Source organism: Mucilaginibacter sp. (genome assembly GCF_041660805.1).
Lineage (GTDB): Bacteria > Bacteroidota > Bacteroidia > Sphingobacteriales > Sphingobacteriaceae > Mucilaginibacter.
In genome coordinates, this window is record NZ_JBAZVP010000003.1 from 195714 (window position 1) to 222657 (window position 26944).

At 42.0% G+C, this 26944-nt stretch carries 29 protein-coding genes and 1 tRNA gene; 17 read left to right on the top strand and 13 right to left on the bottom strand.

The annotated features are described in order from the left end of the window. The first annotated feature begins 16 nt into the window (after positions 1-16). Both WC743_RS06210 and WC743_RS06215 read left to right on the top strand, forming a co-directional pair. Complete coding sequence (locus tag WC743_RS06210) at positions 17-355, top strand: hypothetical protein (RefSeq protein WP_373010991.1); 339 nt, start codon at positions 17-19, stop codon at positions 353-355. 896 nt (positions 356-1251) lie between these two features. Continuing rightward, the gene (locus WC743_RS06215; protein WP_373010992.1) at positions 1252-1494 is read left to right on the top strand and encodes a hypothetical protein; all 243 of its coding nucleotides are present in this window, start codon (positions 1252-1254) and stop codon (positions 1492-1494) included. Positions 1495-1626: 132 nt separating this feature from the next. Here WC743_RS06215 and WC743_RS06220 read toward each other — a convergent pair whose 3' ends face one another. Continuing rightward, a complete protein-coding gene (locus WC743_RS06220; RefSeq protein ID WP_373010994.1) occupies positions 1627-2106 on the bottom strand; it encodes a Dps family protein in 480 nt (159 codons plus the stop codon). Between the two features lie 94 nt (positions 2107-2200). Between WC743_RS06220 and WC743_RS06225 the strand changes: the two genes are divergently transcribed. The 3 genes from WC743_RS06225 to WC743_RS06235 are packed head-to-tail and all read left to right on the top strand — an operon-like array spanning position 2201 to position 4601. Continuing rightward, on the top strand, positions 2201-2962 hold the full coding sequence (locus tag WC743_RS06225; protein ID WP_373010995.1) for a DUF4905 domain-containing protein: 762 nt from the start codon (positions 2201-2203) through the stop codon (positions 2960-2962). Positions 2963-2983: 21 nt separating this feature from the next. Next, on the top strand, positions 2984-3973 hold the full coding sequence (locus WC743_RS06230) for a LysM peptidoglycan-binding domain-containing protein (RefSeq protein ID WP_373010996.1): 990 nt from the start codon (positions 2984-2986) through the stop codon (positions 3971-3973). Then, positions 3966-4601 carry a uridine kinase gene (locus WC743_RS06235; RefSeq protein WP_373010997.1) on the top strand — a complete coding sequence of 212 codons (636 nt, stop codon included), beginning with the start codon at positions 3966-3968 and terminating at the stop codon, positions 4599-4601. Before WC743_RS06230 ends, WC743_RS06235 begins: the two co-directional genes overlap by 8 nt. Before the next feature lie 14 nt (positions 4602-4615). Here the strand turns inward: WC743_RS06235 and WC743_RS06240 are convergent, their stop codons facing one another. The 3 genes from WC743_RS06240 to rpsO form a co-directional block, all read right to left on the bottom strand. Next, a complete protein-coding gene (locus tag WC743_RS06240) occupies positions 4616-4888 on the bottom strand; it encodes a hypothetical protein (RefSeq protein WP_373010998.1) in 273 nt (90 codons plus the stop codon). 153 nt (positions 4889-5041) lie between these two features. Further along, positions 5042-7180, bottom strand: coding sequence for a polyribonucleotide nucleotidyltransferase (pnp, locus tag WC743_RS06245; protein ID WP_373010999.1), 2139 nt, complete (start codon positions 7178-7180; stop codon positions 5042-5044). Positions 7181-7310: 130 nt separating this feature from the next. Then, on the bottom strand, positions 7311-7589 hold the full coding sequence (gene rpsO, locus WC743_RS06250; RefSeq protein ID WP_373011000.1) for a 30S ribosomal protein S15: 279 nt from the start codon (positions 7587-7589) through the stop codon (positions 7311-7313). A 325-nt stretch (positions 7590-7914) separates the two neighbouring features. On the opposite strand from rpsO, the gene WC743_RS06255 reads away from it, so the two are divergent. Next, complete coding sequence (locus tag WC743_RS06255) at positions 7915-9339, top strand: MATE family efflux transporter (protein WP_373011001.1); 1425 nt, start codon at positions 7915-7917, stop codon at positions 9337-9339. Positions 9340-9650: 311 nt separating this feature from the next. Next, a complete protein-coding gene (locus WC743_RS06260) occupies positions 9651-10061 on the top strand; it encodes an acyl-CoA thioesterase (RefSeq protein WP_373011002.1) in 411 nt (136 codons plus the stop codon). Between the two features lie 19 nt (positions 10062-10080). Here the strand turns inward: WC743_RS06260 and WC743_RS06265 are convergent, their stop codons facing one another. The 5 genes from WC743_RS06265 to WC743_RS06285 form a co-directional block, all read right to left on the bottom strand. Next, complete coding sequence (locus WC743_RS06265; protein ID WP_373011003.1) at positions 10081-10368, bottom strand: hypothetical protein; 288 nt, start codon at positions 10366-10368, stop codon at positions 10081-10083. Between the two features lie 159 nt (positions 10369-10527). Then, positions 10528-10989, bottom strand: coding sequence for a DoxX family protein (locus WC743_RS06270; protein WP_373011004.1), 462 nt, complete (start codon positions 10987-10989; stop codon positions 10528-10530). Positions 10990-11162: 173 nt separating this feature from the next. Continuing rightward, the gene (locus tag WC743_RS06275) at positions 11163-11621 is read right to left on the bottom strand and encodes a YciI family protein (RefSeq protein WP_373011005.1); all 459 of its coding nucleotides are present in this window, start codon (positions 11619-11621) and stop codon (positions 11163-11165) included. A 52-nt stretch (positions 11622-11673) separates the two neighbouring features. Further along, positions 11674-12264 (bottom strand): TlpA family protein disulfide reductase, encoded by a 591-nt coding sequence (locus tag WC743_RS06280; protein WP_373011006.1) that lies wholly within the window; start codon positions 12262-12264, stop codon positions 11674-11676. An 84-nt stretch (positions 12265-12348) separates the two neighbouring features. After that, positions 12349-13332, bottom strand: a complete 984-nt coding sequence (locus tag WC743_RS06285) for a D-alanine--D-alanine ligase (RefSeq protein ID WP_373011007.1) — start codon at positions 13330-13332, stop codon at positions 12349-12351. Between the two features lie 208 nt (positions 13333-13540). Between WC743_RS06285 and WC743_RS06290 the strand changes: the two genes are divergently transcribed. From WC743_RS06290 to WC743_RS06315, 6 genes are all read left to right on the top strand, one after another. After that, positions 13541-14335 carry a PASTA domain-containing protein gene (locus tag WC743_RS06290; RefSeq protein ID WP_373011008.1) on the top strand — a complete coding sequence of 265 codons (795 nt, stop codon included), beginning with the start codon at positions 13541-13543 and terminating at the stop codon, positions 14333-14335. After that, entirely contained in the window at positions 14319-14627 is a 309-nt protein-coding gene (locus tag WC743_RS06295) for a rhodanese-like domain-containing protein (protein WP_373011009.1), read from the top strand. Before WC743_RS06290 ends, WC743_RS06295 begins: the two co-directional genes overlap by 17 nt. Positions 14628-14646: 19 nt before the next feature. Next, positions 14647-15702, top strand: a complete 1056-nt coding sequence (gene mltG, locus WC743_RS06300) for an endolytic transglycosylase MltG (RefSeq protein WP_373011010.1) — start codon at positions 14647-14649, stop codon at positions 15700-15702. Then, positions 15702-16109, top strand: coding sequence for an acyl-CoA thioesterase (locus WC743_RS06305; RefSeq protein ID WP_373011011.1), 408 nt, complete (start codon positions 15702-15704; stop codon positions 16107-16109). Before mltG ends, WC743_RS06305 begins: the two co-directional genes overlap by 1 nt. Positions 16110-16120: 11 nt before the next feature. Beyond that, positions 16121-17101: a YihY/virulence factor BrkB family protein gene (locus WC743_RS06310; protein ID WP_373011012.1), complete on the top strand. Its 981-nt coding sequence runs from the start codon at positions 16121-16123 to the stop codon at positions 17099-17101. 87 nt (positions 17102-17188) lie between these two features. Continuing rightward, positions 17189-17273 (top strand) — tRNA-Ser (locus WC743_RS06315). 191 nt (positions 17274-17464) lie between these two features. Here WC743_RS06315 and WC743_RS06320 read toward each other — a convergent pair. The 4 genes from WC743_RS06320 to WC743_RS06335 all read right to left on the bottom strand — a co-directional run bounded on the left by WC743_RS06320 (position 17465) and on the right by WC743_RS06335 (position 22410). Beyond that, complete coding sequence (locus WC743_RS06320; RefSeq protein WP_373011013.1) at positions 17465-17857, bottom strand: VOC family protein; 393 nt, start codon at positions 17855-17857, stop codon at positions 17465-17467. A gap of 377 nt (positions 17858-18234) precedes the next feature. Next, the gene (locus WC743_RS06325; protein ID WP_373011014.1) at positions 18235-19815 is read right to left on the bottom strand and encodes a PAS domain-containing protein; all 1581 of its coding nucleotides are present in this window, start codon (positions 19813-19815) and stop codon (positions 18235-18237) included. Between the two features lie 632 nt (positions 19816-20447). Beyond that, positions 20448-20930: a hypothetical protein gene (locus WC743_RS06330; RefSeq protein ID WP_373011015.1), complete on the bottom strand. Its 483-nt coding sequence runs from the start codon at positions 20928-20930 to the stop codon at positions 20448-20450. A gap of 175 nt (positions 20931-21105) precedes the next feature. Further along, complete coding sequence (locus WC743_RS06335; RefSeq protein WP_373011017.1) at positions 21106-22410, bottom strand: NAD(P)/FAD-dependent oxidoreductase; 1305 nt, start codon at positions 22408-22410, stop codon at positions 21106-21108. Between the two features lie 268 nt (positions 22411-22678). Here WC743_RS06335 and WC743_RS06340 point away from each other — a divergent pair, with 268 nt between their 5' ends. The 4 genes from WC743_RS06340 to WC743_RS06355 all read left to right on the top strand — a co-directional run bounded on the left by WC743_RS06340 (position 22679) and on the right by WC743_RS06355 (position 26940). Beyond that, positions 22679-22834 carry a helix-turn-helix domain-containing protein gene (locus tag WC743_RS06340; protein WP_373011018.1) on the top strand — a complete coding sequence of 52 codons (156 nt, stop codon included), beginning with the start codon at positions 22679-22681 and terminating at the stop codon, positions 22832-22834. Between the two features lie 349 nt (positions 22835-23183). After that, on the top strand, positions 23184-24815 hold the full coding sequence (locus tag WC743_RS06345; protein ID WP_373011020.1) for a phospholipase D-like domain-containing protein: 1632 nt from the start codon (positions 23184-23186) through the stop codon (positions 24813-24815). A gap of 23 nt (positions 24816-24838) precedes the next feature. Further along, entirely contained in the window at positions 24839-25363 is a 525-nt protein-coding gene (locus WC743_RS06350) for a hypothetical protein (RefSeq protein WP_373011022.1), read from the top strand. Positions 25364-25368: 5 nt separating this feature from the next. Then, positions 25369-26940, top strand: a complete 1572-nt coding sequence (locus WC743_RS06355) for a GMC family oxidoreductase (protein WP_373011024.1) — start codon at positions 25369-25371, stop codon at positions 26938-26940. The last annotated feature ends 4 nt before the right edge of the window (positions 26941-26944 follow it).

The following is a 26944-nucleotide window of genomic DNA, read 5'->3' on the forward strand; positions in this document are numbered from 1 at the left end:
TTAACAACCTATCATTATGAAAATAAAATACATACTTAGTGTGATTGCTATAGTAGCAATCACGAAAAATAGCTTTGCTCAATATTCTCAAGACGTTATTCGCTTTTCTGGCGGGCAAACCGGTTCTACCGCACGTATTAAAGGTATTGGTAATGCAGGTACTGCCATAGGCGGCGATCTGAGTTCGGTAAGCGGTAACCCTGCCGGTTTAGGTTTTTTTACAAAATCTGAATTAAGCATTACCCCCGAATTTAACGGCACAAAGGTAAAAGCCACTTATTTTGGTCAAACCATTACCGATACAAAAAACACAGGTAATATTAACCATGCTGCATTTGCAATTTATAATCAGTAGCTAAACCCCGCGGTGCTGATAAAACCAAGGGCTGGTTAAGCGTAAACTATGGTGCCGCCTACAATCGGACCAATGATTTTTACGAAAACATACATTATAATGGTGTTAATGCTAATAACACTATCAATAACTATTATGCCGACCAGGCTAATCAGTTTGGTGTTAGTGATGGCAGTTTAGCCGGTTGGGCATATGGTCAAAATCTAATAGACCTATACAATACCACAAACCCTGTTGGCCAGGAGTATCGCAGTAATGCATTCGGCAGCACCAATCAGGAAAGTTTCACATCACGTACCGGTGGGCAATCTGCTTTAGATTTTTCTATCGGCGGTAATTACAGCAATAAATTATACATTGGTTTAGGTGTAAGCTTTACTAACTTAAGGTATAATTCTTCAAGTACTTTTTATGAAGATGGAAATGCATCTGTCTTAGAAACCGGTATCCCCGTTGACCGTGCCTATAGTTCAGCTTATTCACAAGACCAAATTACCAGGGGTAACGGTTTTAGTGCAAGATTAGGGCTTATTTATAAGCCCGTTGAAGCGGTACGTTTAGGTGCTACCTTTACATCACCAACCTTTTACAATATTGATGATACCTATAGCGAAGGCCTTGCCACCAACATTACTAATAACGGAAGCTACGAGGACGGGCCACAAAGCTATAGCTTAAATTATAATTTCCGTACGCCTTTAAAACTTGCCGGTGGTGCAGCTGTATTTATTAAACAGTTTGGCTTTATAAGCGGTGATATTGAATATATTGATTACAGCAGCGCACATATAAGCAGCAACCCAGACTTTAATGCAAATGGAGATAATGCAACTATCAAAAGCTTATACCAATCGGCTATTAACGCGCACGTTGGTGCCGAAGCCCGTATAAGCAGTATGTTTTTACTCCGTGGCGGTTACGGTATACAAGGTGATGCCCGCAAAGAAAACGGCAGCGATATTAAAACCGCGAGTGGTGGTATAGGTTTACGTTTCGGCTCATATTATGTTGATGCTACTTACACACACGTTACAGGCAACCAAACCGTTTTCCCTTATGAAATTGGCAGCCTTAGCCCGAGTGCTTTGCTAAACAGATCAACCAATAACGGTTACTTAACTTTAGGTTACAGATTTTAAGAGTTTGCAGTAATCTGTTCGCAGTTTGCAGATAGGATAGACATAAAAAAGGCGATGAGTTAAACTCATCGCCTTTTTTATGTCTCAAGACTTTTTACTTTCGACTTTATACTTTCAACTTATTACAACTTATTAGTCTTCATTTACAAATGAACGCAGCATCCAGGTGTTTTTTTCCTGAAACTGCATAAAACGGTTCACCATGTCATTGGTACCATCGTCGCCTGCCTCCACTGTTATATCCAGGATCTGGCGTTCCATTTCAATAAGGGTTGCCATATCCTCAATAATTACCTTCACCATATCGGTATCTAACATACCAATGGTGTTTATTTCTTTTAAGGTTGATGTAGTAATATAATCATTAAATGTACTATATGGTGCTTTACCCAGGGTAAGTACCCTTTCAGCAAGTTCATCAATAGTAGTTAAAGCTTCGGTATATAGTTCTTCAAACTTAATATGTAAGGTAAAAAAGCTTTTGCCTTTAACATTCCAATGGCAACCGCGTAATTTTTGGTAGTGGATATGATAGTTGGCCAAAAGATCGTTCAAATGATCAACTACAGGTTTTACCTTAACTTCTTCTAAGCTTATTTCTTTAGCGTCCATGATATTTATTTGTTTTTGTGATAACAGCGTCTGGCTGATATTGTTTATCAAATTTAAGCACTTTTAATATTAATACCTCATATTTGCAAACTTTATGACAATGCTGCAACCATTCATTTCCCAAAGCTTAAATGGCACCATATGGCGACTTGAAATTGACGAGCTGACCGATACCATGGTGGTTGAAGTACGTAACGAGCAGGACAAGCAAACCACCTTTACATCCATCAGCCTGCAAACCGGCAACGTTAATTTTACAGATTATAAAACGCCCGAAAGATGGCTCACCGGTATTGAAGCAATTTACAATAATATTATACTGCTTCACCATTACAAACATGAATCTGGCCCGGAGCATAAAGCGGTAATTGCTATTGATGCCACTACAGCCGTAGATATTTGGAGCAACTACAGCATCGCGTTTGACCATTTGAGTATAAATGGGCCAGCTGTGTACAATACCAGCATACAAACAAAAAAATTATTACTGGTTGATATTAAAACAGGCGAAATTAAACAGCCATATAATGCAGACCTTGATAAACCTTTGGTTAATAGTATAGTCATACCTAGTATTACAACCGCTGATCAAATGATCCCCGGGATATTACCTGCCGAAACCTACGGAAATATAGTACATTACCTCAATCACAATAAGTACAGAATTGTATCTTTGCACACCTTAAAAAACGGCGTACTGCAACAGCACCTGTTTATTATGGATGGTTTTGATATTGTATACCAGGATTTATTAAACACTGATATACAAAAATTGCAACCCGAGGCGTTTGTATTACATAAAAATGCTTTGGTATACATAAAAAACAAAACCGAAATAAAGGTTTTAAACCTATAAATTACTGATTAATAATTTATTATGAAATTTAAAATACTGCTATTATCTACTACACTGCTCTCCCTCGCTTCGTCAATTTATGCCAGTACTGTTGTAGATTCTGTAGGTATTGAGAACCTTAATGGTAAAAAAGTTATCCTGCACAAGCTTGACCCTAAAGATAATTACTACTCATTAGGCCGCCGTTACGGCATCAGCCCCAAAATAATTCAACAATTTAATAATAATGCCAGCATGCAAATTGGCAAAGTTATAAAGGTACCAACAGAACGTTCAATTGTTGAAAGCACTGGCCCTGCCCAACCGCAGCCGCAAATAAAGCCAGCTACTCAGCCTTCTTCAACAACGCAGCAAACTACGGTACAAACAAAGCCTATTGTGCAGCAACCGGCAACCACCAACCCGCCTGCAGCTAAACCTATTGAACAAAAAACCGCGCAGGAAGTAGCCAACAGCAATGCAAGCGGCATCACCACACAACAATACAAAGTATCAGCAAACGAAACGCTTTATTCTATCGCGAAACGTTTTGGCACTACGGTAGAAGATATAACTACCATTAATAAACTAACATCAACAATAGTACCCGGCCAGGTTTTGCAGGTAAGAACAGGCGTACCTGCTACCCCTCCGCCACCTGCTGCAACGGTAGATACTGCCAAACGCGATTCGACCTACGTTGCGCCGGATAGCCTTAGCCGCAGTATGCCTGCCAGTAAATATGGCTTGTTTGAAAAAAATGAAAAAGGCGTTGCCACCTGGATAGACGATACCAGCCTTGACCCAAATAAAACCTTAGTATTGCACCGCACAGCCCCTATTGGTACGGTAATGCGTATAACCAACCCTATGAATAACAAAATTACATTTGCCAAAGTGGTTGGTCGTTTTACTGATAATGAATCAAATAAAGATGCCATTATTGTTGTAACCAAAAATGTTGCTCAGGCCTTAGGCGCACTTGATAAACGTTTTCATGTAAATATTAGTTACGGTACTCCGAATGAATAAACCTTATGTTATTGGTATTGCCGGTGGAAGCGGTTCTGGCAAAACCTTTTTTTTAAAGTGCTTTTTAGAGCACTTTACGGCCGATGAAGTGTGCCTTGTATCGCAGGATGACTATTATATACCTGTAGCGCATAACATGACCAAGGAGGAGAACAAGCTATATAACTTTGATCTGCCATCTACCATAGATTATGAACACTTTGAAAATGATATTTTTAAGCTGCTGAACAATGAATCGTTCATTAAACAGGAGTACACTTTTAACAACCGGGACGCCATTCCCAAAATGCTGGAGATAAAGCCCGCCCCTATTATTATTGTAGAGGGCCTTTTTATTATGCACTTTGGCAAAATAAAAGAGGTGCTGGATATGACGGTGTTTATTGAAGCCGACGAACATATAGCCCTGCAGCGCCGCCTTAAACGCGACCTTGAAGAGCGCGGCTACTCTAATGAAGACGCGTATTACAAATGGGTAAACCACGTTGTACCGGCTTATAAAGAGTATTTGCTGCCCTACCGTGACATGTGCGACAAGATAATCATCAACAATACACAAGAAACGGCTGATATTATAAAGATCACAGACGAGATTTCGAGGGAGTTACGCGAGAAGGTTTTAAGCTAAAACACTAATAAGTATCAATCGCAGTTAAGCAACAGATCGTAATACTTTTTCATTAGTATAGTATCGTAATTAACCAGGGAGTTATATGCCTCTGTTACCAACTCGTTTAATATAGACGAGCCAAGCTGCCCCGCCCCGTTTGGGATGGAATCATAGTAGGTGATCAATTCTTTAACCCTTATAATTTCGTACAATAACTTTTGTATGAGGTCGGCTTGTCCGCCACCCTGTATACCTGGTGCATTATTGAGAAAATCTAAAGGATCATTAGCAGAAGTAGATGTCATTTGCAATATAGAACCTGCTTATTGTTTCTCGATATATAACTATACTTAACTAAAACAAACCAACAGAGTTGGGTTTTGTTTTCATTTTTAAAAAAAACTTAAACTAAATAGCAAAACCCTCTAAAGAGGGTTTTGCATTATGGTTAATCCTGATTAATTATTCTCAGGTTTATTTGCTTCAGGGCGCGGCAGTAAAACTTTACGTGAAAGCTTCAGTTTACCTTGCTTATCAACATCAAGTAATTTAACGCGTACTTCGTCGCCTACGTTAAATATACCATCCATGGTCTCAATTCTGCGGTGATCAATTTCTGATATATGCAGTAAACCATCTTTACCCGGCATAATTTCAACAAATGCGCCAAACGGCATAATTGATTTCACTTTACCTTCGTATATCTCGCCTACTTCTGGTTTAGAAGCAATAGCGCGGATACGGCCTAAAGCCTGGTCAATAGCTGCTTTGTTATCGGCAAATATCTGAACAATGCCCTGGTTGTCTTTTTCCTCGATAGAGATGGTAGCACCTGTTTCGCGCTGCATTTCCTGGATGATCTTACCACCGGGCCCGATAACCGCACCAATAAATTCTTTATCAATTTTGATCATTACTATACGCGGAGCGTGTGGTTTGTAATCCTCACGTGGTGCAGTAATGGTTTTAGCCATTTCGCCTAAGATATGTAAACGGCCATCTTTAGCCTGGTTTAACGCATTGGTTAAAACTTCGTATGATAAACCGTTGATCTTAAGGTCCATTTGTACAGCAACAATACCTTTTTCGGTACCGGTTACTTTAAAGTCCATATCACCTAAGTGATCTTCATCACCAAGGATATCAGAAAGGATAGCATATTTAGCACCCATTTCGTTAGTGATCAATCCCATCGCGATACCAGATACCGGCGAAGTGATTTTGATACCTGCATCCATCAAAGCCAATGTACCGGCACAAACCGTAGCCATTGATGATGAACCGTTAGATTCAAGAATATCAGAAACGATACGGATAGTGTATGGGTTTTGATCTTCGGCAGGTAAAACACGTTTTAACGAACGCATAGCTAAGTTACCATGACCAATCTCGCGACGGCCTGCACCTCTGTTAGGCCGAACTTCGCCGGTTGAGAAACCTGGGAAATTGTAGTGTAACAGGAATTTTTGGTAACCATTAATGAACGCGCCATCAATCATTTGCTCATCATCCTTAGCACCTAAGGTGACAGTGGTTAATGATTGTGTTTCGCCACGGGTGAATACTGCAGAACCGTGAGCAGATGGCAAATAACCAACTTCGCTCCATATTGGGCGGATCTGGGTAGTAGTACGGCCGTCTAAACGTTTGCCCTCGTCTAACACAAGGTTACGGATAGCGTCATACTCTACATCATGGTAATATTTTTTAGCTAATGATTTAGTAATATCATCAATTTCGCCTAAAGTAGCAATGTATGCATCTCTAACTTCTTTAAATTTAGCTGAACGCTCATCTTTTGCAGATGCAGAAGAAGCAACAGCGTAAACCTGCTCATAAGTAGCAGCGTAGATGGCTTTTTTCAAGTCCTCGTTGCTGTGCTCATGGCTGTAAACACGTTTCTCGGTTTTACCAAGCTCAATAGTTAACTCTTTTTGAGCTAAACATTGAATTTTAATAGCAGTGTGTGCAAATTTAATAGCTTCAACAAGTTCGGCTTCCTGAATCTCTGCAGATTCGCCTTCAACCATGTTAATGTCATGCTCGCTACCTGCAACTATAAACTCTAATGTTGCGGTTTGCAACTGGGTTAAGGTTGGGTTAATAACCAATTGGCCATCAACTTTAGCTACACGTACTTCAGATATTGGCCCGTTAAAAGGGATATCAGAACAAGCTAATGCAGCCGAAGCAGCTAAACCTGCAAGGCAATCAGGCATAATATCTTTATCGGCAGATATCAATGATATCATCACCTGTGTATCAGCATGATAATCGCCAGGGAACATTGGGCGCAATGCGCGGTCAACCAAACGGGAGATTAAAACCTCATAGTCTGATAAACGTGCCTCACGGCGTAAAAATCCACCGGGGATACGACCGGTAGCAGCGTATTTTTCTTGATAATCAACAGAAAGAGGTAAAAAATCAATCCCCTCTTTTGCTTCCTGCGATGATACTACAGTAGCTAACAACATGGTGTCACCCATTTTAATAACTACAGAGCCATCCGCCTGTTTGGCCAGTTTACCGGTTTCGATCTCAATGGTGCGGCCGTCACCTAAATCAATAACCTTTTTAATTACGTTTAAACTCATCTTGTTTGTTTTGTGATGCGCTTTTCATCTTTCGGAGCGCACCGGTTTTTATGTGTGTGGATATTGTTTCAAAAAGTAAAAAAGCCATCCAGCATAGTGCGGACGGCTTTTTGAAAAATATTCAGAGAGCTTACTTAATGATATCCCTAAGCTGTAAAGCTTTGATGATAGCACGGTATCTTGCAATATCTTTTTTGAACAGGTAAGCCAGCAATCCGCGGCGTTTACCTACTAATTTTTGCAGTGATAACTGGGTTGAAAAATCATGTTTGTTCTTTTTCAAGTGACCGGTTAAATGCGCGATGCGGTAAGTGAATAATGCTACCTGACCTTCGGTTGTACCGGTATCAGCAGCACTCTTACCATGTTTTGCAAAGATCTCTGCCTTTGCTTCTTTACTTAAATACATTACGTGAATAATACTAAAGTGTGAATAATTAATTAATTGTGGCGCAAAGATACGGTTATGGTTTTAATTGTACAAGAGTTTTAACAAGTCATTTAGTGAGGTTTGAGGGGCTGATGAGAGTGGTTAAAATGCGTATAATTCTGGCATTATCAGTGCTAAAGTGTTATTTCCTGTTTTCATTTATTGTCGCAATCACCCCTTGTTTATGTCATTTATACACTGCATGGGTAACTAAATTTAAATATAGATTTGTATAAGTTATATTTCACTACGTTATGCCGTAAAGGCAATATGTTTAATAAGCACCTGTTCAATTAACCTTTATATGTCACAAACCGCTAAGTCCAGAGGTAAGGTATTTTCATTTTTTAATCTTTTAAAGCAATCATTAAAAGGCGAAGAAGTTGACCTGACTGCTATCAGCATTAAAAGGGCCATTGTTTTATTAGCTATCCCCATGATGCTGGAGATGGCTATGGAATCCGTTTTCGCATTGGTCGATCTATATTTTGTTGGCCACTTAGAAAACAGTAGTCATGCCATTCAAACAGTAGGTTTAACAGAATCTGTACTAACCGTAATATATTCTTTAGCCATAGGTTTAAGTATGGCCGCAACAGCCGTTGTTGCCCGCCGCATTGGCGAAAAAAATCCTGAAGCGGCATCAAAAGCAGGGATGCAAACCATTGTAATTGCTGTAGTTATAAACATAATGATCAGCATTTTTGGATTACTGCATGCCCGCGACCTATTATTGATTATGGGTGCCTCAACAGAAACGGCAGATCACGGCACCCCATTCGTCCGTATTATGATGGGCGGGAGCCTTATAATCGTATTGTTGTTTTTAATAAACGGCATTTTCAGGGGTGCAGGTAATGCAGCCATTGCCATGCGAAGCCTGTGGATAGCAAACATAGCCAACATTATTTTATGCCCCATATTTATCAGGGGCCTCGGCCCTATCCCTGCATTTGGTTTAACGGGTGCGGCCATAGCCACAACCATTGGTCGCGGCCTGGGGGTGTTGTACCAGGTTTATAATTTGTTTAATAATAAAAATGCTTTAAAAGTACGTTTAAGTTACTTTATACCCGACTGGGCGCAGATCAAAGCGATCATAAAAGTTGCGGCACCGGGTATTTTGCAATTTGTAATAGCCAGTTGCAGCTGGATATTTTTAGCGCAGCTGGTTGCCACCACAGGGGGCGATGTGGGTTCTGCAGGTTATCAAACCTCCTTGCGGTTAATGATGTTCTTCCTGTTGCCAGCCTGGGGCCTTAGTAACGCCGCGGCTACACTGGTTGGGCAGAATCTTGGCGCGGGCCGTGTAGACAGGGCCGAACAATCAGTATATCAAACTATAAAATATACCGTAGTTTTTTTAGGGATAGTGAGTGTGTTGTTTTTAACCTGCGGGCATTTATTCGCGTCGTTCTTTACTGATGACGATGCTGTAAAAAAGGTAGCTACCCGGTCATTGCAAATTTTAAGCGGAGGCTTTATTATTTTTGGCATGGGTATGGTTTTCACCAGCGCTTTTAACGGCGCCGGAGATACCTGGACACCTACCAAAATAAATTTATTTACGTTTTGGCTATTCCAGATTCCGTTTGCTTATTTATTGGCGAAGTATTTTGAAATGGGGCCAACAGGTGTATTTATTGCTATCCCTGTGGCCGAAGTTGGCCTAACCATAGCCGCTTATGTGTTGTTTAAGAAGGGGAAATGGAAAAAAACGTTGGTTTAGGAAGCTGTTCCCCTCTTGAGAGGGGTTAGGGGTGTGTTAATGAAGCGATAGGTATTATATAATGGCGTTACCTTCGGCCCGGGCTATGCGCTCATACGCGCTCGAGCCTTAGCCACGGGCCGGTATCCGCTCCTATCCCAAACGCGGGAATTCAATCTGTCATGATAAACTTGGCGAACCATTTTGCGCACTTCCCATTTGCAAATCCTTCGACAGGCTCAGATGACAAGCTATTCCGGGAAATTGCTATATTACTAAAACAATAAAATCAATTTTACTTTTTTACTTTTGACTTTCAACTTTCAACTTATATGCCCTACTCCACTTTTGAAACCGAACACCGCGTACGCCCCGATGATATAGACATGTTTCAGCATGTGCATAACAGCAAGTATTTTGATTATGTGCTGGCAGCACGTTACGAGCAAATGGAAACCTGTTATGGTATGGGAATGGAAAAATTTATGGAGCGGGGCTTTGGCTGGGTAGTGCGTACCGCCCATGTAGATTATAAGCGTGCCCTAACTATGGGCGACTACTTTTTGGTGAGGACCGGTATTGAAAGTATTAATGATAAAGGTTGCCGGGTTGCTTTTGTCATTACCAATAAGGCAACAAAAAAGGTTTGCTGCGATGGTTATTTTGATTACGTAATGATAGATATGATATCAGGCCGGGGCGTAAAAGTACCTGACGATGTAATTGAGCATTACGGAATATAATTCCGGGGCTTTACAAATTTTAATTCAGCAAAAATCCGCTGGTGCAAATAAAATCAATTATCAGCAAGCCTTTACTCCCATTAATAGTTTCAATGGTATGAATGTATTTGTAGGTTTTGGTCAGCTGATCAAACTGCTGATCAATAACTTTTATATCCAAGTCCTCTACCGAAAAATCTTCGGAATCCTGAATGCATAAAAATTTATTATCTGTTGTTGGCAAAAAGTCGTGAGTATAGCCTCTGTCATGCAAATCAATAACCCGGCGGGTTAATGCATTGTTTAATTTACGGGAAGTGTTTTTCATGGTATCGCCTGGTATTACATTATGGTATCGAGTAGTATTACGTTATAGACGTAATGTTAACTTAAATAGTTACAAAACATTATATCCAAACAGTAATCCAATTGTAAAAATCTCGTTATCAATCGATAACCACAAATCCACCATCAACAAAACAACCGCCTAAGGTTTATTTCGGCGTTGCCTTTTTTCTTCCGGAGTTAAGAAACGATCAAGAGATATTGGCCCCGAACCAATAATTACAAAAAGCAGTAATAACGCAAGTATCAGTACAGATAACCACAGTTCGGAATGAACGGCCCTGTTAGGAATGTTAACCAAAAACACGGCGGCAAGCACAATAGGAATTTGTATGAGAGATGCCAGGCGGGTAACTAAACCAAGAAATATTAACACACCACCCACAAGGTGCGCGTAAGTAACGTAATAAAGTAAACCTGTAATAGTTTCGGGAGAGATATCTATAAGTTTAGCCTCTATTATCAGGTCGCGCAAAAAAGGCATATTCTTAAAAAAGAGTGAGCCTTTAAATATCAAAAACACCCCTAATAAAATCCGTATCAGATCAAGTAATTTTGGATGATGCTTATCGCCCCAATTTTCGATATTGCTTATCAGTTTCATAATAAATGGTTTAAATGCAAAAAAGGTTATCGCGTTTTTTTGCAACAGGCCGGCAAATACGTAAAGTTGATATGTTAACCCAATAAATATATATAATTATACACTCTTTGTGATCGCAGTGGAGTTAATGTAACGCTATCCTGACAAATGTGCCCGGCCTGGTTACCATATACTTAATGCTGCGTTTTCTCTATCTTTTTATGGGTATCCAGGTAAACAGGCAAAGCTGCAGAACCATACCATTGGTATAATTCGGCATCTAACACTTTCCCGTTAATTGCAGGGTCAGTTACTAACAAGGCATTAGCTTCGGCAATGGTTTTTACATTGAAAATGAATATACCGCGGTAAGCCTTGTCGTTCTTTTCAATCGGGCCGGCAACAACCAGTTTTCCGTTTGCAGCCAGGCGGCCTATGTTTGCCATGTGCCCTCTAAACAGGCTATCTAATACTGCTTTATTATCTGTTTTATTTGTGCCGGATTTTAAGATAGCTAAAACATACATTTTCATCCCATATTCATCAGCACCCAAAGACTTGGCTAAGGCGGCATCATAGGCAGGTTTTGCCGATTGTGCACTGGCATATATGCCGCCAAAAACTAACAGCGTTAATACGATAAACTTTTTCATAATAATTGGTTTTGGATAAGAAAGATAGCAAAAAAATAGAGATTTTTAAAGATTATTCCCCTGCCAGTTTTTGCAGATACCCAGTAAACTCATCGCCACTATAATCAGCAACCCCTTCATGCTTAAAAACTATAAACCCTTGTTTATTTATGACAACTGTGGTTGGGATAGATCCACCCAGCATTGCTGATGGTATATCTGTTACAGTTTCAAAAACAGGCAAATTATAATCATGCTTTTTAATGAACGGTACCGATTTATTGAGCTGGTTATCGGCATCAACAATTAAGAATACGATGTTAGGGTTATTGCTTAATTTTTTATGAAGGCTATTAATTGATGGCAGTTCTGCCAGGCAAGGCGGGCACCAAGTAGCCCAAATGTTTATAAAAACTACTTTCCCTTTTAATGATGATAAGCTGATAGTTTTACCATCGCTATCTCTGAAGGTAACATCCATTGCCGGCAACGGGCTTGCTGTTTGTTCCGTTTGAGGTTGAAAAAGCCCTACTCCCATTAACCCCCGTATCAGTAAAGACTTCGCGGCAGGAATAAAAAGCACAGCAATAAGCGCTGCAAAAAACAGCGCGTTTAAAATATTGCCCGTACTGAACCATTTTTTGGTTGCTGCTTTTTCTCCCATGTTTGTTTTGTTCCGCTTTTGTTCCGGCTTGTTCCGCTTTTAGCGGAACGGAACAGCGGGCGATCTTATGCTTAGCTCTTGATTTTATCTCGTCCCTTCAATTATTTGCCCGTAAAAGTCTTGCACTTTCATGCCGGCTGCTCTTACCTGTTGTGGTATCAGGCTATTGGCTGATTGGCCTGGTGTTGTGTTTATCTCAATAAAGTAAAACTCTTGTGTATCTTCCAGCAAAATAAAATCAACCCGTACCATGCCCCGGCAGTTTAGGCGCAGGTAAACCTGTGTCACTATCTCAGCAATCTCCCTGTTCTTTTCGGCAGGCAGATCTGCCGGTGTAACTTCATTGGTTACACCTGTCGTGTATTTGGCTTCGTAATCAAAAAAATCTTTAGTAGTTAATATCTCGGTTGCCGGCAATACCGTTATTTTACCGTTCAGCTTTGCAATGCCAATGCTAAACTCACGGCCTTTAATAAATTCCTCTATGAGTACCTGCGGGTCTTCATGAAAAGCTTTATCAATGGCCTCCTGCAAGCCACCTATGTTATATACTTTGCTCATGCCAACGCTACTGCCGCCATTATTTGGCTTTATAAACAGCGGAAACTTAAGGCTCGATGCAATTGTTGCCGTATCATGCCTGTCCTTTTGGTGCAGTTGGATAGATCTGGCAGTATTTAACCCATGTATGCCATGCACAATAGCTTTAGTATAAGCCTTATTCATGGTAATGGCCGATGTTGTTGCATCGCAGGTATTGTATGGTATGCCTATCAGATCAAGGTAACCCTGCAGCTTGCCATCCTCGCCGGGGGTGCCGTGCACGGTAATGAACGCAAAATCAAACGTTATCTTTTCACTATTAAGTGTGATGCTAAAGTCGTTCTTATCAACCGGGATACTTTCTTTACCGGTTTCATGAACCCAGCCATCGCGATTTATCAGGATGGTATATACCTTGTATTTATCACTATCAAGATTGGCAGCGATGTTTTTAGCGCTGTTGATGGATACTTCATATTCGCCGGTAAATCCTCCGGCTAAAAGGGCTACGTTTATGGTTTTCATCTTTTATTTCGAATTTCGGATGTTCAATTCCGAATTTAGTTATAAGCGCTCTAAAGTATTACTCTTTATTTAAAAACACCTTAAAACAGAAAATTATTCCCATTTAAGTTCTTAATTGATTTGCCAATCTGGAGAGCAAATCCTAAATCCTGACTGTCAAATCCGAAATTATTCCCTATGTTTGGTTGTAATTTTCTTATATATACAGATGAGTAACTTTTGGGCTTATTTAAAAACCAGGCAATTCAGAAACACTATCCTTTTGGTTATAGCCACGGTTATCGGGGTAGTTTTAATAGCCTTTTTTAGCCTTGGTTATTATACCCGCCACGGAGCGGGCATACCTGTCCCTAAACTTAAAGGTTTAAATGTTGACAGGGCAATAGCCACCTTAAAAGAGCAAGGTTTTAACATTAAAATAGATAGCGTATACGTACCCGACGAAACACCCGGTACTGTTGTAGAGCAAGACCCGGATGCAGGCACCAACGTTAAAGAGGGACGTACCATATACTTAACTATGGTTACCCAACTGGCACCAAACGTTTCCCTGCCCGATCTTATAACCGAGCAAAGCATATTCCGCGAAGCAGTAGCTACTTTATCTAATTACGGGTTAAAGATAGGTGATACCACCTACCGGTCTGACATTGCCCGTGACCGTGTTTTGGAGGTGCGTTTTAACGGGCAGGTGATAAAACCAGGCACCAAACTACCAAAAGGCTCAAAACTTGATCTGGTATTAGGCAACGGCGAAGGTGCAAGTGAAGTAGATATTCCTGAACTTGTAAACCTTGATCTTGACGCGGCAAAGTTCTCCATCAAAGGATCGGGGTTAACTATTGGAACTATTACTTACGAAGGCAGTATAACCGATTCAACCAATGTGGTGGTGGTATCACAATCGCCAATGCGAAGTGATAGTACCAGCAAAACAAGCATTGGTACACGTATTAACCTTACTGTATCACAAGGAAAACCTGCAGATGTACCAAATAATTGATGCAGCTAAACTACAGCAACGTATAAATGATGGCGAGGCGCTGAATCTGCTTGATGTTAGAGAAGCAATTGAATACCACACCTTTAATATTGGTGGTATAAATATCCCTGTTTCAAAACTAAAGGAAAACATAAACAGCATCAGCTACAACAAAACAGACGAGATAATCGTTATTTGCAGTGCCGGCATCAGGAGCGAAACTTCACAAACCATACTTACTCAAAATGGTTATGAAAACGTGGTGAACCTAAAAGGCGGCTTAAAGGCATTGCAAAAACTGAACAATAAATAAAACACATCTTCCCATATATATGACTAATCAAAAATCGTCATCATCCGGAGTATTCAAAAAATTCATTATAGCGCTTGTAATTATCATTGTTATAGCGCTTGCCGGCACAGGTATATTTTATTACCTGCGCTTATTTGGCCCTAACGTTACCGATAAACAGGAATACCTATACATACGTACCAACGCTACGTTTGATGATGTATATAAAAACATACGCGAACAGGGCATTGTAAAAGACACTACAACATTTATGTGGGCAGCGCATAACATGAAATACATTAGCCGTGTTAAACCAGGTAAGTATCGCCTTAAGGCGGGCATGAGTAACCGCGGCCTTATTAACATGCTAAAATCAGGCACACAGGAACCTGTTACGCTCACCTTTCATAATTTACGAATGAAGGAACAGTTTGCCGGTTTTGTATCCAAAAAACTGGAGCCCGATTCCTTATCTATTTTGAGGCTGTTGGATTCTGCAAAGTTTGCAGAGCAGTATGGTTTTACAAGAGATAATATTTATACCGTTTTTATTCCTAATTCATACCAGTTTTACTGGAATACTACTCCAGAAAAATTCTTTAAACGGATGTATGCCAATTACGAAAAGTTTTGGACGCCTGAGCGCAAACAAAAAGCTGCAGCACTTAACCTAAACCCGCAGGAAGTATCTGTTTTGGCCTCAATTGTTGATGCCGAAGCTTCGCATGACGATGAGATGCCGGCAATAGCAGGTTTATACTTAAACCGGCTGCAAAAGGGTATGAAACTGCAGGCAGATCCAACCGTTATATTCGCGGTGAACGATTTCACAATTAAACGTGTACTGAACAAGTACCTGGTGGCCAGTTCGCCGTATAATACCTATTTACATAGCGGCTTGCCTCCCGGCCCTATTATGATGCCATCGGTTAATGCCATTAACGCCGTACTGGATTATAAGAAAAGCGGCTACATTTATATGTGCGCCAAGGAAGATTTTTCAGGCTATCACAATTTTGCAACTAATGAGGCCGATCATAGGGTGAATGCGCGTAAATTCCAGCAGGCGCTTAACGAAAGAAACATTAAGAAATAATGTTTGAGCACACTACCAGAATAAGAGTCCGTTATGGGGAAACAGACCAGATGGGCTATATGTACTATGGCAACTATGCAGAATTTTTTGAGGTAGGCCGTGTAGAAATGCTGCGCAGCCTTGGGTTAACCTATAGTGGTATGGAAGCATCGGGCATTATGATGCCGGTATTAGAACTGCATAGCAAATACCTTAAACCAGCCCGTTATGATGAGGAGATCACCGTTAATGTTTCTATGGCAAAAATGCCGGGCGTGAAAATCCATTTCAAGTATGACCTCTATAACGAAAGACAGGAACTGATACACGTTGCCGAAACTTTGCTGGTATTCATCAACATGAAAACAAACCGGCCCTGCCTGCCGCCCCAGGATTTTATTGATAAACTAAAGCCTTTTTTTGAGTAATTTTAACCCTAATGAAATGGGTGCACCGTATTCTTATTCGCTTTAGGTTTTACCAATTCTTAACTGATTGGGCAAAAACTGTTTACATTCCAGGTTTTAGGCCCCTTCCATTATATACGGTAATTGTTTTCTTTATTGAGGAGATCCAGAAAACCTCATTAACCAATCGTGCGGCGGCTTTGGCTTATAACTTTATGCTGGCGCTTTTCCCGGCTATTATTTTTTTGTTCACGCTGATAGCCTATATACCTGTAAATCACTTTCAGGATGATTTGTTGAGTGTGTTCTCCTTAATAATGCCTACTAACGCCTACCTGGCATTTAAATCAACCATTGAAGATATTATTAAAAATCAGAACGGAAAACTATTATCATTAGGTTTTATAACTGCATTATATTTTGCTACCAATGGTGTAAGTAACCTAATGCAGGCATTCAATAAATCGTCTTTGATACTGGAGACACGTACATGGCTCAAGAGGCGGCTAATAGCATTAACTTTAACCGTGGTAATAAGTATTGCATTGCTCATTGCTATCTTTATAATGATAGCCGGGCAAACGGTGATCCATTTTGTACAGGATCAGTTTAACAGCGAGGCGCATTTTTGGATTTATCTTATCGCCTTATCAAGATGGCTCATTATCCTTATTATATTTTTTGTGAGCGTTTGTATACTGTATCGGTATGGCCCATCAAACAAGCAAAAGTGGAAATTTATTAACCCGGGCTCTATACTGGCAACATCGCTGGCTATATTAACATCAATAGGGTTCACTTACTATACTAATAACTTTTCATCGTATAACAAGGTTTACGGTACTATAGGCACACTCATAGTAGTGATGATATATCTGTATTTAAACTCGCTGATATTGCTCATTGGGTTTGAATTAAACGCCAGTGTTGACCTTTCTAAGCGCAACATTCGCATTGTAAAACCTCGCTTTAACACCTTCCGCAACAAAAAAACTGACTCAAATAGCCAATAAATCAATGACTATCAAATGGTTACAATTAATTAAAAAAAAGTTAACATCAAGTTTGTCAATCCGCTCCGGATTTGTACTTTTGTCCCCGGAGAGCTGGCAGAGTGGTCGATTGCGGCAGTCTTGAAAACTGTTGACTGTAACAGGTCCTGGGGTTCGAATCCCTAGCTCTCCGCATCTAAAATTCCAAATCAATTCAAAAGGCCTTAAATGTAAAATTTAAGGCTTTTTTGTTTTTCCCATACCGAATTGAACCATAAAAATCTATTCTGACCCGGGCCTATTGCGAGACCTATTACCAGTTTGGAGACAATGATGCACCGTAGTTTGTACCTTTAGTACACTATATCAGGTAGCTTTGGTGACCTAACCAGCATATTGATGAAATTCAGTAACCGTTACATAGTATCCGTCCGGATCTCTCAACGAAAATTCCATTTTAGTTGAATTGGGATTTAAATGAATATCTTCTTCAATAACACAACCCAGTTTTTCGGCATTTTGCCGGATGATCCGCATGTTTTCAGTCCTGAAATAAAGGATCAGCCCGTTTCCAGGTGTAATGCCTGGATTCATCATGGTGGGATGTTCATGTTGCTCCCACGGGTGCAAACAAAGTACAATTTCATCGTTTTCAGCAACCAGGGTATCGAAGTGGTCGCCTCCGTGCAAACTTCTCCAGTTAAATACAGACCTGTACCATTGGGAACTGGCTTCTATATCTTTTACAGCTATTATAGGGTCAAGTTTTGCCATCATATTATTTTTCTTTTGTAAATATCATCGTAAGTGCACACCAAATTACCATCTTCCTATACAACAAACGGGCCAGTACATTTTTAATTCATGTTACCCCACGGCGACCTTTTCAATAACAACTTTAATGAACCTTTTCCATTCTTTTTCGTTTTAATTTACTGTTTATCAGTGAGTAATAACAGTAGCATTTATTCCTTTAGAGCCATTAGATTATTCGGTGTCTGTATAAGCATGGCCACCAATAAAGATTAGTGCATTATCTGGTCTTGCAGGCGACAGGAAAGGCTGAATTTACAAGCACTGTTAAATAACGGTAATAAAATCAACTGATAAAAACCAAGGATTAAAAGTTTTTATATAAAGGAAACCTGATAAGTTCAGGACACCGGAACCGATCCGGTGGCATCAGTGATCTGCTGGATTACGTCGTCCATCTCCTTCGCGGATAAGACCAGATAAGCACTGATGTCCTGCTTTTCCTTAATGGTGGTTTTTGGATCAATAAACATCGGTATCAGGCCCATGATCCTGGCCAGCGGCGCACGGATAACGTGCGACTGCATCCAGGAAATGGCCAGCAGCTTTTCATTCTGCTGCTCGATGGCTTTGATATAGCGCAGCCGTTCGGTCATATCGGTGGCGATCACGATGCTGGTCTTCACGCCTTTGAACCGGAAAGGCGCGAGTTGGATTTCCATGTTCATCAGTTCTCCGTTCTTCTTCCGATGGATTATTTGCCGGTGCGCGATGGTTTCCGACTCGCTGTTACCCGTGTCCAGCGCGTGCTGCATATTCGCGGGTTCGCCTTCAGGACGGATATCCCTTAAGTTCATGGTTAAAAACTCTTCTCGCGTGTAGCCGTAATGATCGATCGTGGCCTGGTTCACATCCATGAATGTCAGGGATTCTAAGTTCACCACCCACATAGGCAGCGGGCTGAAATGGAATACATCGCTGTAGCGTTGCTCGGATTCCTTCAGATCGCTGATGCTTTTTTTCCGTTCTGAAATATCTTTAAAATAAACCGATAGCCCGGCCGGCGACGGGAAGGCGCTGACCTCGTACCAGCAATCCAGCAGGGCAAAATAGTCTTCAAAATGAACCGCCCGGCCGGTGTCCGTGGCCTGGTGGTATTGGCGGTAAGATATCGAGTTTACCGCAGTCGGGAACGCGTCCCATAAATTCCGGCCCAGCATTTCCTGCTTGGTTTTTTGCAGTGTTTTTTCCGCCGTCCGGTTCCAATAGGTTACCGCCCAGTCTTTATCCAGGGCAAAGAAAGATTCACCGATACTTTCCAGAATCATGTTTCGTTCTTCGAGCGCTTCGGCACTCTTTTCACGGACGATGGTCAGTTGAGCTGCCTCCTGGAGCCGGGTCATTTGCTCGGCTTGAATGAGTTGGATCTGATGATATTTATGCAGCTGGAAGGCACATAAACCGGAGATGAAACAGATCACACCTGTCAGCAGGATGTGTGCGGTAAAAGTCTGCATGTCAAGATGAGTTGGCTGGCTGAAATATATGTTGGGCAGGCCCATATCGTGCAGATAGCTGAACAGCGTGTGGTGTAGTAAAACAAACAGCAGTAAAGGAAGTTGTAGCTTCCAGTTTTGATAAGTGATCAGCAGCGCGCTGCCGATAAAGGTAAAGAAGTGCATTTCAAACATCCCGTGCATCTGGTAGATGAACTGCGCCATAAAAATACCCAGCACTACGCTCAATACATATTGGTACAGACAGGAGACGGGGAAAACAACCTTGACCAAATAATAAGCGATCAGCGAAAGTCCGCCGACACCTAAAGCAATCAGCCAGGTGCCATAGACGGGGGCCAGGAAAAGCCCCAGCAAAAAATAACCGCCGAGGAAATAATTGATCAGTCGGTTAGAACGTTCGGTCACGCCAAAATGAAGGTTTTGGGTAAGGGACGTAGATAAAGGTTGCGGACAGTTCTTCATAACACTTTATTTTGGGTGTGCTTGCAAAAAAGCTACGGGCATTAATCCGCTTTAATGAGCAAGAGAAGGTAGACACCGAAATATACAATAATTACCCAGCAAACGCACTGATTAAATATTAAATCACATACGGTCTAATTTATTTAAGGGGGCAAGGTTAATCAACCGACTTTGATGCGGGAAGCGCCTCAAATTGTCTGCATGGTTCTGCTTACCGGGTTCGGTTAATTAATATTCTACCGTTATAATTCTTGTATCGCAGGTATTTTGAAACAAAACGATTCAATTCCAGCCCCTACGTCTACAAACTACCGCCCTTTTTCTCAATTTTTTTGAGAAGAAAGAAACATACCTTTGGTTTGCGGATTATCTTCTAAGTTATGATGAAAGCTAAACGGTTCACCTTTGCCATACATGCCTTAGTTTGGGTGTTGTTGCTGGTTATTCCTTATGCATCCACAGATCAGGTTGACAATAATTAAGAATAAATATAGTCCTTGTCACGTAATACTGGCGAGGATTTTTTGTTTAATAAAGGCTGTTTTTGCCTTCAGGTACAAATCCTGGCTCTCCGCAGATAATCATCATAGGGGCATCTGGTTTGCATGGCATATTCCCTTGTTTTGGGAATTTTAGCTTTTGAACGCGTGACCAACAAAGAATCCTATGATCAATGCTATAACGATCAGTACCCACCAAATAAACTGCCGGGTTTGCAGATCATTAACGAGCTTTTTAAGATTGCTTATTTCTGTTTCATTTGACAGCTTAAGATTTTGCAGCCGCATGTTCTGCTGTTGCAATTTGGCAAGTGTGCCCCCAACTTCAACAGGTTTTTGCTGCTCTATCTGGTAGCGCCGGGTAAAGCCGCCTTGTTTAAGAAATTTTTCTCCCTTTGGTTTGAGGATGAGTTTCTCCGGTAACTCATAATCGCCATGTTTACCGGACTCGGTTATCAGTCCCTCTCTGATAAGCACTTGTACCATGGCAAAGGCAGACGCTTCGTCCTGGTCAAAAAGTTCCAGTAATTGCAGGCGCGTCAGGCTATCCGGAATGCCGAAGGCTTCCAGCATGGCATCCAGCATCTCGCATTCATATTCGTTCAGGTCGGTCATTGCCGCAAATTTAGTAATATCTCCTACTATTTAGAGTTGTCGAGGCGTTTGGTAAGCCAATTCAAACAGGCGAACTGATCAATAAATAGCCATGCTGATATTTGTGGAGCTTAACATCAATTTCCAGTCGAACATTCTTTGAATATTCAGGTGCTCCATCGAATATCACCAATCATCACAACCCCGACCGGAATATCATCCTATACGACTGATCGCGGCTAATGTATGATACCGCCCAGTTATACAATGTTTGCAGTTTGTTGCGATAGTTTACCAATGATATCAAATGGATAAACAACCATATAAACAAGGCAATTATGCCACTGAAGTGTAGTTTATGTTTAAACAAGTCTACCACAGCATGGTTTCGCCCTATAATAGCCATATCGCCTTTATCAAAGTATTTAAAGGGTTTTAAGGGTTTACCTTTGGCCATAGCTATAAAGTTATTAGCAAGCGCTTTTCCTTGCTGTATGGCAACCTGCGCTATTTGTGGATGGCCTGTAGGGTAGGCCGCATCTGTTGTAAGGATAGCGGAATCGCCAATGGCGTATATATCATCTAAACCCTGTACCTTATTATATTGGTCGGTTATCATACGTTTACCCGCGCCCAGGCTGGTTACCGGTATCCCCTCAAAAGTATTTGCTGTAATACCTGCCGCCCATATCAAGGTTTTTGATTCAATAACTTCGCCGTTTGATAAGGTTATTTTACCATCAATGTAATCGCTCACACGGGTATTCAACTTAACCTTAACGCCCAGATTGGTCAATACTTTATAAGCTTCCTTATGCGTTTTTTCGCTCATGGCGCCTAGCAGATTAGGGCTGCCATCAACAATATATATACCGCCTGGCTGATTGATAAGTTCTGGGTAGTCTTTTTTGAAAATATAATTTTTCATTTCGGCTAACATGCCCGATACCTCAACCCCCGTAGGGCCGCCACCGGCAACTACTATGGTAAGCATTTTTTTACGCTCGGCAGGGTCTGGGGTAATAGTTGCCTGTTCCAGTGTTTTTAGTAACGCGTTACGCATGCGCAGGCCATCGTCAATGGTTTTCATGGGGATGGCATTTTTTTCAATGTTTTCGTTACCGAAAAAATTGGTTTTAGCACCTGTTGCAAACACCAGGTAATCGTAGCTTATCTCACCATCTTTTAAATAAACGGTTTTGCTGGTCGGGTCAACTTTCACCGGTTCGCCCATACGGAAGCTAATGTGATCCTTACGGAATAATTTACGAAAAGGATAACTGATGCTTGATGGTTCCAGGAAACTGGTTGATACCTGGTAAAGCAGCGGGGGGAAGTAATTGTAGTTGTTTTTATCTACCAGGGTAACCCGGTAATTTTTGTTTTTTGCCACGTTTTGTGCAAAATTCACACCGGCAAAACCTCCCCCAATAACCACAATTTTTTTAGCAGTGCCAGGCCTATTGCCTGTTGCATCTGCCGGGTTAGAAAGATCGCTCATTTCTTTATTATTATGTTTGTCACCGTTATAAATGACAGTGTAAATTTACGAATAGTGTACATTATACACTATTAAATATACCTAATTTTACACAGTAGTGATGCAGGACGGTAATAGCCCGGTTTTCAGGCAAATGTAGAATACTATTACCGGTGTTTTAGGGGCTTCCTTATTCCTCTTGTATACAGGAGGATGACAAAGACTGGATATGTACTGGCTATGATCACCGGCTACCCGAAATAACGATCAAATAAGAAGCTTATTCCTGATGGATAAAAAAGGTCGGAGAGCATCCGATGTGTACCTGGAAGTTGGTTTTGAGGACCTTTCGCATTTCTCTTTTGCTTTTAAAAAGTCTTTCGGGTTTTCCCCAAGAGAACTGGCCGAGCGCAATGATACCACAGACCGTACCAATCGAACTTAAGGGCTCTGATCTGATTGGTGTTGCACCCGTTGCCTCAACAACTGGCGTAATATATCCTTCCGGCGGGTTTACGTATAAAGGGAATGTTACTGAGAAAAGTAAAGGGGAGCGTTATAAAAAAGAGAAGTATTTAAACAGATACAATGAAAACAATAATTAAAATTCATATTAATTAATTATTTGACTATAAGTTATTTAATTTATTAAATCTTAAATTTTATTATTTTTTTCCGTTTTATTAAAAATAATATTTACGTTTATATGTCAATACGATTTCCGTTTTTGGTTCATCCCCCCCATTGAAACCGCACCGGTTGTTTGTTGCCAATAATTCGCCTAAACCTTCATCATGAGAAAAAGATTCACCAATAACAACGGTGTAACCGTAAATGCGGTCGCCGGCACCTATGTTGTACTTCTGGGAATGAACGCTACCGAACAGGCCAGAAAAGGCTTACTGGGGTTTGCGATCTGGAGAAACGACATCACCGAAAACCAGCAGTACTGGCTGGCCGGGTTTAAAACTTTCAAGGACACCTTACCCAGCCCGAAGCCCGGCACCCTGGTCTCCACCGAACAGCACCCCGTACAGGGCTTTCTATGGGGCGACTATACCGCTAAACCCAATCACCAATACAGCTACAAAGTTGTACCGGTATATGGCACGCCGGCTAACTTAATTTACGGGGACCCGGTCATTGCAGACGTTTCAACAGAAAATGAAGACCTGGGCAAACATGCCATTTATTTCAACAGGGGGGTTGCAGGCAGTCAGGCTTATGTACGTAAATTTGGAGATAAAAAGCCCAAAGATGCAGGACCTGCAGCGTACCAATGGTTATCCAGAGGTGCGGAAGAGGCGATATTAAAATATATAGGACAGGCAAATAGCGCCGAATACAGTCTTAGGGCCGCTGTTTATGAGTTTAGCTGGATGCCGGTATTGCAGGCATTCCAAAGTGCGCGTAAGTCGGGGGCTGATGTTAAGATCGTTTACGACTGCCGCAAAGCGGAGCCCCATACAACCAGTGATGCCTGTATCACAAAAGCCGGTATCGGCGATCTGATGATCCCCCGTAAGGCGAACCCTTCTTACATTGCCCATAACAAATTTATCGTCCTGCTTAAAAACAACAAGCCGGTGAAGGTCTTGTCGGGCTCAACTAATTTCACCGAAGGGGGCATTTTCGGCCAGTCCAATGTTGTCCACGTCATCAGCGATCCGGATATCGCTGCCCAGTACCTGGCTTATTGGGAGCTGCTGGCTGTCGATACGGATGCCAAGGTACTTCGCCCGCTCAATGTGACGCAAACGCCAGACCCGGTCCAGGCCAGCGCCGGCATATCTCCCATCTTCAGCCCGCGGACCTCGCTCAATGTACTTAACTGGTACTCCGAGCAAATGGATAAGGCCGCCAAATCATCCGGTTTTACTGCCGCGTTCGGCGTCAATAAAACCATCGCTGCAGTATTGGGAAGCAACAAGGTAAACTTTAGGTATGTGATGCTGGAAAAGACAGGCGACACCTATGACCAGTTCTCCGCTAATCCCAATAATTATATTTCGATTGGGGCGGTACTGGGTTCAGCCGCGGTCGGTGACCTGGATTTCCAGCAATGGGTAAAAGAATCCTTGTCTAACCTTAATGAAAATGTCAACTACCTGCATACTAAATACCTCTTTATAGACCCGCTGAGTGACAACCCGCTGGTGATCTCCGGATCGGCCAACTTCAGTAATGCTTCAACCATCAACAACGATGAAAACATGCTGCTGATCAAAGGGGACACCGTTGTGGCGGACATATACCTGGGCGAGTTTATGCGCTTGTGGAACCATTTCTATTTCCGCGACATCGCCAATAAGTATGCCAGCAAGGCTACTGCCGGCGCTGCATATCTCAGCCCGGATGATACCTGGACAGAAAAATACTACGGCGGAGCGTTTCAAAAGACCACCGAACGGGAACTGTTTGCCTAATGATCACCTTTAATTAAAAAACCATGATAGGAGGAAAATATTGCTGTGAAAACATCCCGAAGGAAATGATCCTTTCGGACGGGCTCGAGCTAACACCCGGTAACATCGAATTTTTATGGAAAATCTTTGTTCAGATCGGTTATTGCTGGAAGAATGTTAAATACGAATCATCGAACCTCAAAAGTTCCTGGCTCGAATTTGTACAGGCGAAAACAACGGTAGCACCCAGTTATACCGGCGAATATCTAAACGCCATTAAATGCGTTCTGGAACTCATTAATATTTATGATGAAACCCATGCCTTTTATAATTTGTTCCTGGCCAATGGTATTGGCAAAGAAGACCCGAAGGCAACACAACTCACGCGATTGGCCCACGCAAAAAAGTTCGTTATCAATGAATTTATCCGGATGCAGGTCATGGCCAGTGGGTTTAAGCACTTTGGCGGCGAAAATTACGCCGGCTATGTTAAGGGATCGCGCTACAGCCTGAACCCAGAAGTGAGGGAGTTTGTAGAGTTACAACAAAATACATACAATCAAAAATAGCACCAATGAGCAAAGTGTATGATTATATTATCGTTGGTTCAGGTGTTGCAGGGATCACCATTGCCAAAAGACTTTTAGAAGCGGATCCCCTTACCTCCATTTTGATCCTGGAGGCCGGCCCCGAGATACCTGCCAAGAACAGGCGCTTTTGGTGGGACTATATCACCCTGGGGAAAACCCCTTATGATTTCACCTATGACAAACCCGGTCAGGCGCCCGGCAACCTGGGTAATATCAATTTTATTTCAGAAGGCGCCAGGGTAAAGGCTTACGGAGGGTCTACGATGCACTGGGGGGCCTGGGCATTACGCTTCAAACCAGAAGACTTCCAGTTATACACCAATACCGGCAAGGGTGCCGACTGGCCTATTAGCTATGACGAGCTTGAGCCCTATTATAACCAGGCAGAAGAGTATCTTTCTGTTTGCGGCGATGATACGGAAAACTGGGCGCCAAGGAGCAAGCCCTACCCGATGCCAGCCTTTCAATGGACGGCAGCGGACGGGGTGATGATCAAGGCTTTTCGTAAGCTGGGCATTATGCCCGGAAAAATGCCGGTTGCCCGATACCGCAAGTGTTTTACTACCGGTACCTGTAAATATTGTCCATTTGGTTCGCGGTTCTCGGCGCAGTACGTGCTGGATGAACTGAGAGCTAATAAACGCTATACTAATTTCGAGGTTCGCACAAGTTGCGTTGTCACTCAGGTGCATACCAGCGGCAAAAACAAGGTCGAATCGATTGATGTAACCGATAACAGGGATAAAACCCAAACCGAAAAATATCGACTCCAGGCAGGAAGGTTTATCATCTGTTCAGGGGCTTATGAAACCCCTAAGCTGCTGATGAAATCAAAGAACGAGTTCTGGAAGAACGGGATTGGCAACGATCATGATCATTTAGGGCGTTACCTGATCTCCCACTCGATGCTCAAGGTAAGGGGGCGGTTCCCGACCAATAAGGAAAGATGGTTCCAGGAATACGATTTTCCTACGCTCATGTCCCGCTCTTACGATACACCGGCTGACCAGGATATCGGCAAGGTCTTCCTGTTTAAAAACCGGGTACTGCCAAACATGGATATTGCCCAGCTAATGATTGACGGGAACACGCCGGAACAGATCGAAGCGGTTCTAAGCGGGCCGATGGAACTGGAGCTGCAGGCCTTCATGGAAGAAAAAGGGCACTTCGATAACCGGCTGGAGATCATGGACGGGGAACCGGATGAATTTGGTTTGCCGCTCACAAAAATCACCTTTAGCCGTACGCCGGAAGAAATGGTTAATACCGGGATCCGCTTAAAACAAATGGAAAAGGTAATCGAGGCCATGGGGTACGCAATCGTTTATTCGAAAACCGAAGACCCGGGGGGACATCATACCACCGGCACTTGCCGTATGGGGAAAACGGCGGCGGATGGCGTGACCGATTTGCATATGAAAGTATTCGGGACCGACAATCTCTACCTATGTTCTAATGGTGTTTTTCCAACAGGAAGCGCTGTTAACCCAACGCTCACTTTAACTGCCTTGTCCATGAGGCTGGCAGATCATCTTATCGCTAATCAAAAATCATAACCGC

Coding starts and splice junctions, on each gene's coding strand:
- WC743_RS06275 (WP_373011005.1), bottom strand. CDS start 11,621: ATGAAAAAGTTTATCGTATTAACGCTGTTAGTTTTTGGCGGCATATAT.
- WC743_RS06265 (WP_373011003.1), bottom strand. CDS start 10,368: ATGAAAAACACTTCCCGTAAATTAAACAATGCATTAACCCGCCGGGTT.
- WC743_RS06220 (WP_373010994.1), bottom strand. CDS start 2,106: ATGGACGCTAAAGAAATAAGCTTAGAAGAAGTTAAGGTAAAACCTGTA.
- WC743_RS06270 (WP_373011004.1), bottom strand. CDS start 10,989: ATGAAACTGATAAGCAATATCGAAAATTGGGGCGATAAGCATCATCCA.
- WC743_RS06340 (WP_373011018.1), top strand. CDS start 22,679: ATGGATAAAAAAGGTCGGAGAGCATCCGATGTGTACCTGGAAGTTGGT.
- WC743_RS06335 (WP_373011017.1), bottom strand. CDS start 22,410: ATGAGCGATCTTTCTAACCCGGCAGATGCAACAGGCAATAGGCCTGGC.
- WC743_RS06345 (WP_373011020.1), top strand. CDS start 23,184: ATGAGAAAAAGATTCACCAATAACAACGGTGTAACCGTAAATGCGGTC.
- WC743_RS06305 (WP_373011011.1), top strand. CDS start 15,702: ATGTTTGAGCACACTACCAGAATAAGAGTCCGTTATGGGGAAACAGAC.
- WC743_RS06325 (WP_373011014.1), bottom strand. CDS start 19,815: ATGAAGAACTGTCCGCAACCTTTATCTACGTCCCTTACCCAAAACCTT.
- WC743_RS06285 (WP_373011007.1), bottom strand. CDS start 13,332: ATGAAAACCATAAACGTAGCCCTTTTAGCCGGAGGATTTACCGGCGAA.
- mltG (WP_373011010.1), top strand. CDS start 14,647: ATGACTAATCAAAAATCGTCATCATCCGGAGTATTCAAAAAATTCATT.
- WC743_RS06310 (WP_373011012.1), top strand. CDS start 16,121: ATGAAATGGGTGCACCGTATTCTTATTCGCTTTAGGTTTTACCAATTC.
- WC743_RS06210 (WP_373010991.1), top strand. CDS start 17: ATGAAAATAAAATACATACTTAGTGTGATTGCTATAGTAGCAATCACG.
- WC743_RS06355 (WP_373011024.1), top strand. CDS start 25,369: ATGAGCAAAGTGTATGATTATATTATCGTTGGTTCAGGTGTTGCAGGG.
- WC743_RS06225 (WP_373010995.1), top strand. CDS start 2,201: ATGACAATGCTGCAACCATTCATTTCCCAAAGCTTAAATGGCACCATA.
- WC743_RS06330 (WP_373011015.1), bottom strand. CDS start 20,930: ATGACCGACCTGAACGAATATGAATGCGAGATGCTGGATGCCATGCTG.
- pnp (WP_373010999.1), bottom strand. CDS start 7,180: ATGAGTTTAAACGTAATTAAAAAGGTTATTGATTTAGGTGACGGCCGC.
- WC743_RS06320 (WP_373011013.1), bottom strand. CDS start 17,857: ATGATGGCAAAACTTGACCCTATAATAGCTGTAAAAGATATAGAAGCC.
- WC743_RS06280 (WP_373011006.1), bottom strand. CDS start 12,264: ATGGGAGAAAAAGCAGCAACCAAAAAATGGTTCAGTACGGGCAATATT.
- WC743_RS06290 (WP_373011008.1), top strand. CDS start 13,541: ATGAGTAACTTTTGGGCTTATTTAAAAACCAGGCAATTCAGAAACACT.
- WC743_RS06260 (WP_373011002.1), top strand. CDS start 9,651: ATGCCCTACTCCACTTTTGAAACCGAACACCGCGTACGCCCCGATGAT.
- WC743_RS06215 (WP_373010992.1), top strand. CDS start 1,252: ATGTTTTTACTCCGTGGCGGTTACGGTATACAAGGTGATGCCCGCAAA.
- WC743_RS06255 (WP_373011001.1), top strand. CDS start 7,915: ATGTCACAAACCGCTAAGTCCAGAGGTAAGGTATTTTCATTTTTTAAT.
- WC743_RS06230 (WP_373010996.1), top strand. CDS start 2,984: ATGAAATTTAAAATACTGCTATTATCTACTACACTGCTCTCCCTCGCT.
- rpsO (WP_373011000.1), bottom strand. CDS start 7,589: ATGTATTTAAGTAAAGAAGCAAAGGCAGAGATCTTTGCAAAACATGGT.
- WC743_RS06295 (WP_373011009.1), top strand. CDS start 14,319: ATGTACCAAATAATTGATGCAGCTAAACTACAGCAACGTATAAATGAT.
- WC743_RS06350 (WP_373011022.1), top strand. CDS start 24,839: ATGATAGGAGGAAAATATTGCTGTGAAAACATCCCGAAGGAAATGATC.
- WC743_RS06235 (WP_373010997.1), top strand. CDS start 3,966: ATGAATAAACCTTATGTTATTGGTATTGCCGGTGGAAGCGGTTCTGGC.
- WC743_RS06240 (WP_373010998.1), bottom strand. CDS start 4,888: ATGACATCTACTTCTGCTAATGATCCTTTAGATTTTCTCAATAATGCA.